The organism is Psychrobacter sp. T6-1, assembly GCF_052258445.1.
In genome coordinates this window covers 1-9856 of the sequence record NZ_JBQQFC010000080.1, presented here as the reverse complement: position 1 = coordinate 9856, position 9856 = coordinate 1, and the positions used below count along the sequence as shown (strand labels likewise).

The window sequence follows — 9856 nt, the reverse complement described above, 5'->3', positions numbered from 1 at the left end:
ATACTCAAATACTCAAATACTCAAATACTCAAATACTCAAATACTCAAATACTCAAATACTCAAATACTCAAAATTAGGATTGCTCTATGAAAGTCATTGCTGTGTTGAATCAAAAAGGAGGCAGTGGCAAGACAACTATTGCCACTCAATTAGCTCGTGGCTTGCAGCTGCAAGGACATAGTGTATTGCTAGTAGATAGTGACCAGCAGGGCAGTGCACGTGATTGGCGAGCTGTAGATGAAGATAATCCAGTACCAGTGATAGGTCTCGATAGACCTACGCTTGATAAAGATCTAAAAAATGTCTCTGATAAAGAGTATGTTGTGATTGATGGTTCACCACAAGCAACTAGTTTGGCTTTATCTGCAATTAAAGCAGCTGATTTTGTATTAATTCCTGTACAGCCTAGCCCATACGATGTTTGGGCGACTAGCGATTTAGTAGACTTAGTAAAGCAGCGTATAGAGATGACTGACGGTAAACTAAAAGCAGCCTTTGTAGTGTCTAGGGCAATCCAGAATACTAATATTGGTAAGGAAGTGGCTTCAGTTTTACTAGAGTACGGTCTACCTGTGTTAGATAGTAGAATTATGCAGCGTGTAAGTTATCCAAATAGCGCAGCATTAGGCAAGACCGTATTTGATACTGAGTCAGTGAACAGTAATGCAGTACAAGAAATGACGGTATTGGTTAATGAAGTTAAAACATTTTTTGATAAGGAGTAAATGATGAGCTTAGCAGCAGGTCGTCCCAGTAAGAAGGTAAAAGATGAGTTATCTTTGTCAGACGTGACCGATAGTCCTCAAAAAACGGCACGAGTAAACTTTAACATTGACAAAGATAAGTATATTGCATTCAAAAAGTTTGCGCTTGATAACCGAAAGACAGTGACTGAGCTATTAACTGAAATGATTGATGAGAAAATAGTTGAACGGTAGTTTCTGTAAGTTACAAATAAAGTAGCTCAGAATAAAGGATCATGCTAAATGTTTATTGAAAGTCATAAAATGGCTTTATCAAGTTTTAAAACAGATATAGATCTGTATATGGTCGATGGTGTGGTAGCAGATGATGAAGGAGTCTTATCTCTGTTATTCGGGGAGTATTTACGTGTCGAGAATATATTACAAAACTATGATGAGTTTGCAAGCCTAAAAGCACTGCAAGACTTGGATGTGACCGATGCTGACGCTGTTGAGACGTTTAAGGATGAGCATTACCTAAACGATGATGAGATAGCCGCTATGCAAACTATTAAAGTGCCTGCTGAACGTACCGTACAAGATTATCGCTCAACCTATAACGATATACGCGATTGGCTACGTCGTGAAAAGGCGGGTGACCAGCAAGATGAGTCTTCGATTGATTGGGATGAGGTTGTCTTTGAAATAGACTTGCTCAAATCACAGGAGATCAATCTAGATTATATCCTTGAGCTAATTTTTGAGCATAATAAAAACACCAAGGACAAGTCTGCTTTGGTTGAAGAAGTACGTCGTTTGATTCGAGCAAGCCTTGGCAACCGAGCCAAAGAAAGCTTGGTGGTAGATTTTATCAATCAAACTAACTTGGATAATATCCCTGACAAATCCAGCATTATCGATGCCTTCTTTAGCTATGCTCAGGTAGAGCAGCAACGTGAAGTCAAAGATATGATTGCGGCTGAGAATCTGAATGAAGATGCTGCTAAGCGTTATATTACCGCTTCTCTAAAGCGTGAGTACGCCAGTGAGAACGGTACAGAGTTGAATGCTATCTTGCCTAAACTAAACCCTCTCAACCCGCAGTATCTGACCAAGAAGCAAAGTGTTCTGCAGAAAATAGCAGCTTTCGTTGAGAAGTTTAAAGGTGTGGGTGGGAAGGTTTAGCTAAATCAATAGAAAGCTCTGCAAATAAATCATGTTTATCGAGAATTCTAGATAGTTCATTAAAAAATAGGAAGTATTAATGATTAACAGTGAATACCCTAATGGATCTGAATGGCGAAAATGGGATCTGCATATACATACGCCAGCATCGTTTCATTGGACTGGGCAGAAGTTCAATAGTGATCCTTGTGATCCTAGAAATGCGCCATTAGTTGATCAGATGATAAATGCACTCAATTCAGCAGAACCAGCAGTATTTGCAATAATGGATTATTGGACTTTTGATGGTTGGTTTGCTTTAAAGCATCGATTGAAGCAGGACGATGCTCCAAAGTTAGAAAAAACAGTTTTTCCTGGTATAGAATTACGTCTAATGTCACCCCTAAAAGGAGGAAGATTAAACGCACATGTAATTTTCTCTGACAATATTAAAGACCAAGAGCTCATAGATTTTAAAGCTAATTTGAAGCTAGAGTTCCCAGGAGATGGATGTAGAAATTTATCTAATGATGCTCTTATTGATTATGCTCGTTCGGTTCCTGAAGATAAGTTAAGGCATCATGGCATAGATATATCTAGGGTATTAGATCATACAAATTATGCTCTAGAAGCTGGTTCAATAATGGCTGAATTGAATTGTGAAAGTTACAAGGAAGCCATAACAAAAGTAAAAAATAAACAAGCTATAGGTTTTATGCCTTTTGATACTAGTGATGGTTTAACTGGAATAGAGCGTAATGCTCATTATGTATACGTTTTAGGATTATTCAAAACTTCGCCAATATTCGAGACTAGAAATATTAGCATTTGGGAGGCTTTTTCTGGTATTAAGACCACTAAAAATGAGCGGTGGTTTGATGACTTCCAAATAGCATTAAATAATACTCCAAGACTAGCTGTTTCTGGCAGTGATGCGCATCGGTTCATTGGTATTCAAGGAAATGATGATCAACGAGGATATGGTGATTACCCTTCAGGAAAAGCTACTTGGATAAAAGCTAATCCAACTTTCCAAGGATTACAACAAGCAATAAAAGAGCCTGCAAAACGCTCTTTTATAGGTGCAGTGCCCCCCAAATTAAAGTTGATAAGAGAAAATAGAAGTATATTCATAGATAAGCTAGAGGTGACAAAAGTTCCATTGTCGGCATTTAATGAACGCTGGTTAGAAAATACTAAACTAACGTTAAACAATGATTTGGTTGCTATTATTGGTAATAAAGGAAGTGGTAAAAGCGCACTAGCAGATATTATTGCGTTAGTAGGCAACTCAAAACAAAGTCATCATTTCTCTTTCTTAAAGAAAAACCGTTTCAGAGGCAAAGTGGGTGTACCTGCAAAACATTTCATTGCAAAATTGATGTGGGGAGATGAACAAGTTTTAGAAAAAAACCTAAATGATGATCCAGAAATTGAACATGTTGAGTTTGTTAAGTATATACCTCAAGGACACTTTGAAGAGCTATGTAACGATCATGTCGACGGTAAATCCAATTCTTTTGAACAGGAATTGAGGGCTGTTATTTTCTCTCATGCTAATGAAACTACTAGGCTAGGCGCCCATAATTTTGAACAACTTATCGAACAACAAGAAAGTGCGCTGAGGAGTAATTTTGATAGTTTAAGAAGCGTGTTACATAAGATCAATCATCAGATATCATATATTGAAGGACAGATGTCAGACGTAACTCGTAATACGATTAGCGAGAAATTGACTCAAAAGAATAGGTTGCTTGAAGAGCATTCAAAGGCTAAACCTGAGGAAGTCTCTGAACCAACCATCGAGTCTTCTGCAGAACAACAGCAAGTCTCTGCCGAATTAACAGATGTAAATCGGCAATTAGAAGCTATCTATATACAACAAGAAGAAAATAAGATTAAGCTGACTAAGTTGGCTTCAAAGAAGAAGTCTTATTTAAATATAAAAGAAGGAATTGAGGTTGTTGAAAGATCTCTGAGTCAGTTTAGAAGTGATCATTTGGTTGATGCGGTAACTTTAGATTTAACTCTAGAAAGCTTGCTTTCGTTAGAAGTACATGAGCTGATATTGTCAGAAACAGATACTAATATTTCTACTGAAATTACAAGAATTAAAGCTAGTGATGCAAATCTTGATATCAATAAAAACATTTTAATTTTAAGACGAAACGCTTTAAATACAAGATTAAATGGACCACAGCAGGCTTATCAGCAGTACCTAGAATTATTAAATACTTGGGAAGAAAAACAGGCTGGAATAGTCGGATCAAACGACCTACCTGAGACAATACTGGGATTGGAGCATCAGCTCGAAAAATTAAATGATTTGCCAATTGAAAGAGATGAGTTGCAAACCCAAAGAATTTCAATCACCGCACAAATTTTTGATATTCTAGATGAACAACGTATCAGCAGGGAGGCTCTATTCAAACCTGTTCAAGAATTAATTCAAAGTAATTCTCTAATACGCAACGAATATAAGCTGCAGTTTCAGTCAGAATTAAAAAGCAACCTAGATATGATCTACGATAGATTGTTTTTAATGGTTAAACAAACTGCCGGTGATTTTAGAGGGGAGAGTGAAAGCTTAGCGGTACTAAGAGAATTAATGGATAAGCATGATATAAGTTCTAAACCTTCTCTTATAAATTTAGTTCAAGAACTACATGGGAGGCTTGAGGAAGCTTCAAAACTACCAGGCATACAATCTTTACTAAAGAAAGATCGTAATGCTAATGAAGTCTATGATTTCATATTTGGGCTAGAGTATCTAAAACCTCAATATACTTTGATGTTTCAGGATGCACAAATAGAACAGCTTTCACCAGGACAAAGAGGCGCTCTACTTTTGATCTTCTACCTCCTGGTTGATAAAGACAATAATCCTATAATCTTAGATCAACCAGAAGAAAACTTGGATAACGAAACAATAGTTAGCTTACTCGTACCTGTGTTAACTGAAGCAAAGCAAAAGAGACAAATAATTATGGTTACTCATAACCCTAATTTAGCGATAGTTTGTGATGCAGAACAAATAATTCATTGTGAATTTTCTCGTTCAAACAGCAATGATATTAGTTATATTTCAGGAGCCATAGAGTGCAGCATAATTAATAATAAAGCTGTTGATGTATTAGAAGGGACTATAATAGCTTTTGACAACCGAAAAATAAAATATATGTAGGGCATTACACTAATATATACCTGTTTTATGAATGTACGTCTAAAAGACCGATTATCTAAATCAACTATGTAGAAGCTAACAACCTACCTAGAATTAGACTAAGGTGGTTTTATCACCTTAGTCAGCCTATCATTAACCTATACCCAAAACATAAAACTTCTAAACGATAACCTATCTATCATTTGACTTTTATTTGATATTAAATGATAGTAATATCTTGCTATTATCAATGAACATCAATTATTAAGTCTAACTGATACAAAGAGGTATTATGACCGTTCGTATTTATGTGAGAGCCAGCACTAAGGATCAAGACGCTACTAGAGCATTAATAGATTTGGTTGCCTTCAGTAGCCGCTATGGTGATAGCTATGTTGATTACGTTGAGCACTTCAGTGGTACAAAGCTCGATAGACCAATCTTAGCTAAGTTGCTAAAGGACGCCGAGCAAGGCGATATTTTATTGGTTGAAAGCGTGGATAGATTAAGCAGACTATCTCAAGATGATTTTTCGATTCTAAAGCAGCGTATTAAAGATAAGGGCTTACGATTGGTGGTGGCTGATCTACCAACCACACATACGATGAGTGACGGTATGACAGGTGAGATCCTAAAAGTGATTAACGATATGCTGATCGATTTATTAGCGACCATGGCAAAGCTTGATAATGACAAGCGTAGAGAGCGCATTAAACAAGGATTGGCCAACAGTGGCTATAAACCCACTGGTAAGAAAGCCAATACCGCAAAACACAATCGTATTAAAGCATTGGCTAGTCAAAACAATATGACAAAAGAAGAGATCGCTAAGGCGGTTGGTGTTGGCGTAGCTACCGTTTATCGTGTCTTAAAGCAGGTCAATAGCTGAGGTATTTTAAATATCGACTCAACGTGACCTTTGGTCTTGATTTAAAGGCATCGCAACGTCATAAGAAAATCGTTTTAATGCAATAAGGCTTTATAATAATCATTATATTGCATTCATAATTGTTTTTGCGCAAAATGGCTTATCTATAATCGCTTGAGCCACTCATGATGAATACCCCTATCTCAGATCCTATTGGCGCAGCATGGCTTGTCCGTTATGCCAGCATAGAGCTGGTTTCGCCTTTATATGTCAGCAGTAGTATCGGTGGGCGCAGACAAACCTATAAAGACGGTGACGTCATTCATAACGCTTATCAGGAAACCGCGCGTCCACTGGACACTATCATTGCGCACTTACAGTTTCACATGCGTCATGAAGTACTGAATTTAGAGTTACTGGTTCGTCTATTTGAGCAGATAGGGGCAAATGACGTGCAAGCATGGGTAAACGCTGAGCCGACAGGCAGCTATGCCCGTAGAATGGCTTTCTTGTATGAGTGGCTCATGGATAAGCATTTAGAGGTACCGAGTAATATAGGCGGTAACTATGTGGATGCTTTGGATACCAAGAAGTTGGTTACTTCAAGTCCTTCGCAGGTCATCAAGAACGCTCGCTGGCGTATCAATGACAATCTAGCAGGAACCCGTCATTTCTGTCCGATGCTGGTAAAAACAGAGGCCTTTACGCAAGCAGCTGCACTCGATATTGCCACAATGGTTGACAAACTTAACGATGAATTTGGGCAAGACTTACTGATGCGCGCCTCCGTATGGATGACCCTACGAGAGAGTAAAGCCAGCTTTACTATAGAAGGTGAGGGAAAAGAGTTAAAACGCATTGAACGTTTTGCCGATGTGATGGCACGGCGTACCGGCACCGGTGACATTCCGCTTGATCCTGAATCACTAGCAGAGTTGCAACAAGAGATACTCGGTAGCAAAACGGTTATCCAGCAGTATGGTGTCCGTCAATCACCAGTTTTTGTGTCGCATACTCAGGTCAATGGCTTTAAAGAAATTGTGCATTATATTGCTCCACCAGCTGATGACATTGCTGATAAGTTAGAAGGATTACAGGTATTTATGGAAAAGACTGAGGGACAATCAGCACTGATGCGTAGTGCGGTTGCCTCCTTTGCCTTTGTATATATTCATCCGCTGGCGGATGGCAATGGCCGTGTACATCGCTTTTTAATTAATGACGTCCTCAGGCGAGACCAGGTCATTCATGAGCCGATTATCCTACCTATATCACAAGCCATTGCCGAGCATCCCTCAGACCGGCATGCCTATGATAAGATTTTAGACCGTGTCTCTGTGCCGCTCATGAAGCAAATCCGTGATCATTACAGCTTTGATAAACAGGCAGTTACCTACCCTGATGGTATTCGCTCAAACTTAAATTTTGGAAATACTCACCTGATTCAACCTGCATGGCGCTTCATGGATCTAACGCCTCACGTTCAGTACTTATCAGGACTGATTGCTCATGTTATTGAAAAAGAGATGCATAACGAGTCACAGTACCTAAGAAAGCATGACCATGCACGACTGGCGATAAAAGAGATTGTTGAGATGCCCAACAGCTATGCCGATAGAATCATTCGCAGCATGCTACAAAATAAGGGTGCTAAAAGTAATAAGCTACTGAAGGATTATCCGTTTTTGGCAAATGATGAGGTTTGGGACGATATTTTCTCTATCGTTGTAGAGACCTTTAAAGATGAAGCAGATGGTTTGAATAGTTAGACGAACCCTGCTATACGCAGGAAAGTCTGCCTTGATAATCAAGCTCAAGCTAGTCTCAATATTATCGTTCCAATGATGATTCGTTTGTAAAACGATTCGGCGAAAATACCGTAGCCTGAAAAGTAATCAATATTTTTCTTGACCCTATTCAAGCTAATAAACTACTAAAAATAGAATATGTTAAAGGAACTTTGATAACAGATTACTTTTGTTTGACAAGAATTATTACAGCTCCTAAAATTTGAGTATTTGAGTATTTGAGTATTTGAGTATTTGAGTATTTGAGTATTTGAGTATTTGTTTAGCTATAACAGCTATCAGCTGACGCGAACACTTAGCTGTAGCTTGTATTTCAGAATAGCTATGCCCAGATTTTAGGAGGCTAGCAATAATCTTACGCTTTTCGGTATCTTTCCTACGCCCTAAATATTTACCTTCTGTCTTAGCATGAGCAATACCTTGCACCTGACGGTTATGTCGATCTTTATAGTCCTTTCTAGCAATAGCAGCGAGCATATCAAGCATCATCGAATTAATGGACTGTAATACGCTGCTCATAAATTCAGTGCTGCTCTCAGATTGAGGCGTCATATATGAGGTCGGTAGCTCTTTTGATACTACCCCAGATTCTTTTCTAATAGCATTCTTTTGAGAGTATCCCAATCAGCTTGGTTTAAACGTGCTAAGCGGTCAATCTGCTCTACCAAAATTATATCGCCTTCATAGGCATCATCGATCACTTACATTAACTGTGGACGTATTAAAGTTGCGCCTGATTCGTTTTCGACATAGAAGGCGGCAATTTTGTGATCATGATCAGTAGCAAACTGTATAAGCTCGTTTTTGGTACGCTTGGCATCTTATTCTTTGGTAGACGCTCGTAGACACGCTCTGATAAACATAAACACGTACAATAGTCTGTTATAAGTAGTTCCATTACAGCAGTCTATTTTAAGTCGTCTATTAATCGGTTTTTGATGCCTTTTAGATGGTTCCCTTGGGGTATACCCTACGATAACAGGAAAGCCATCGCGAATGACAAAACCTGTTTAGCTTTTAAACAAGACGGGTTTGTCGATAGTATGTAAGATAAGTTCGAAAAGTAACTGGAGTGTGAGGCTATTCATACTTGGTCTGAATTAAAGTTTTATTGTGATTAATTTCTGCTCAATGTTATTCATTTGTCGCCATGATGAGTGATGGCGGCTTGTGATTTAGTTAGGAAAAATAATCTTGAGTAATAAGGTACGTTTGTAGCATTTGCAGCAGGGCTTGTTCTAGGCTTCTTTACTTACACTTTCCTGTAAATTCTTTTTTAGTAAATGATCGAATATAAACGGGCCAAAAGGTAAGAGTGAGCCGAGTACGCCCGCAGGTATTGCCCAAAGAGGCATTTTCATTTTGATAGCTGAGCCTATAAGTATTATGATATAGGTAATAAACAACATACCGTGTGCCATACCGATGTATTTCACACCTTCTGGAATGTCCATCATATATTTTAGTGGCATGGCGATGAAGAGCAATAATAAGAAAGAGGTGCCTTCTAGATAGCCTATAAGGGTAAGACTTTTTAACGCTGTCTCTTGTTTTTTTCTAAGGCTGTGAATTTTTTCAATAGTTGGCTGAGCCTGTGACACTGTATTTTCCTTTTGTTATGATCAATAAAGAATTTATGGATTATTCAATGTCTCTATAATAATGGCTCTACGCAGAGCTTTTAAGTATTGAGTTTTAAGACCTAAAATGAGTGAGTACCTATACCAGTCATACATTATCTTCCAGTTCACATTTTATAAACATACTCAAGTATAAAAAGTATGTTTCCGTATAGAGTGACTACGACGCTAGTTCATTTTGTTTGTGATAATCGGCATCAATGTGCTTATTTATTACGCTTACTTTCTAAAAATATCATGTCAATTATAATCAATGCGACACCGACACAGACACCTATATCTGCAACATTGAAAATAGGATAATTCCATACATCAGCATAATGCACATGGATAAAGTCAACCACTTTACCAATTCTTAAACGATCGATTAAGTTGCCAATCGCACCACCAAGCATTAAGGCCAACCCCATAGATAATAGCTTGGCTGCACGTGGCGCTTTGATTAAATAAACCGTTAAAAAGATAGCCATTACAAAAGCTAAGCCTGAGAAAAACCATTTCTGCCAACCGCCAGCGTCGGCTAAAAAGC

At 38.2% G+C, this 9856-nt stretch carries 8 protein-coding genes and 1 pseudogene; 6 read left to right on the top strand and 3 right to left on the bottom strand.

All coding sequences use genetic code 11. From position 1 onward, the window contains the following. The first annotated feature begins 87 nt into the window (after positions 1-87). The 6 genes and pseudogenes from parA to ACTXGO_RS06380 all read left to right on the top strand — a co-directional run bounded on the left by parA (position 88) and on the right by ACTXGO_RS06380 (position 7648). On the top strand, positions 88-726 hold the full coding sequence (gene parA, locus ACTXGO_RS06405) for a ParA family partition ATPase (RefSeq protein WP_114701984.1): 639 nt from the start codon (positions 88-90) through the stop codon (positions 724-726). A 3-nt stretch (positions 727-729) separates the two neighbouring features. Continuing rightward, on the top strand, positions 730-939 hold the full coding sequence (locus ACTXGO_RS06400) for a plasmid partition protein ParG (RefSeq protein ID WP_162799539.1): 210 nt from the start codon (positions 730-732) through the stop codon (positions 937-939). Positions 940-1089: 150 nt separating this feature from the next. Next, positions 1090-1869: pseudogene (locus ACTXGO_RS06395) on the top strand (type I restriction endonuclease subunit R, EcoR124 family); the annotation flags it as partial. A 79-nt stretch (positions 1870-1948) separates the two neighbouring features. Further along, positions 1949-5032, top strand: coding sequence for a TrlF family AAA-like ATPase (locus ACTXGO_RS06390; protein WP_114701981.1), 3084 nt, complete (start codon positions 1949-1951; stop codon positions 5030-5032). Between the two features lie 271 nt (positions 5033-5303). Then, entirely contained in the window at positions 5304-5900 is a 597-nt protein-coding gene (locus ACTXGO_RS06385; protein WP_114701980.1) for a recombinase family protein, read from the top strand. Positions 5901-6064: 164 nt separating this feature from the next. Then, a complete protein-coding gene (locus tag ACTXGO_RS06380) occupies positions 6065-7648 on the top strand; it encodes a Fic family protein (RefSeq protein ID WP_114701979.1) in 1584 nt (527 codons plus the stop codon). A gap of 234 nt (positions 7649-7882) precedes the next feature. Here the strand turns inward: ACTXGO_RS06380 and ACTXGO_RS06375 are convergent, their stop codons facing one another. The 3 genes from ACTXGO_RS06375 to lspA form a co-directional block, all read right to left on the bottom strand. After that, positions 7883-8239 (bottom strand): recombinase family protein, encoded by a 357-nt coding sequence (locus tag ACTXGO_RS06375; protein ID WP_228293274.1) that lies wholly within the window; start codon positions 8237-8239, stop codon positions 7883-7885. A gap of 686 nt (positions 8240-8925) precedes the next feature. Further along, positions 8926-9288 carry a DUF3817 domain-containing protein gene (locus ACTXGO_RS06370; RefSeq protein ID WP_443573746.1) on the bottom strand — a complete coding sequence of 121 codons (363 nt, stop codon included), beginning with the start codon at positions 9286-9288 and terminating at the stop codon, positions 8926-8928. A 245-nt stretch (positions 9289-9533) separates the two neighbouring features. Then, positions 9534-9856 (bottom strand): signal peptidase II (lspA, locus tag ACTXGO_RS06365; protein ID WP_443573745.1); only part of this gene is annotated, 323 nt, incomplete at its 5' end.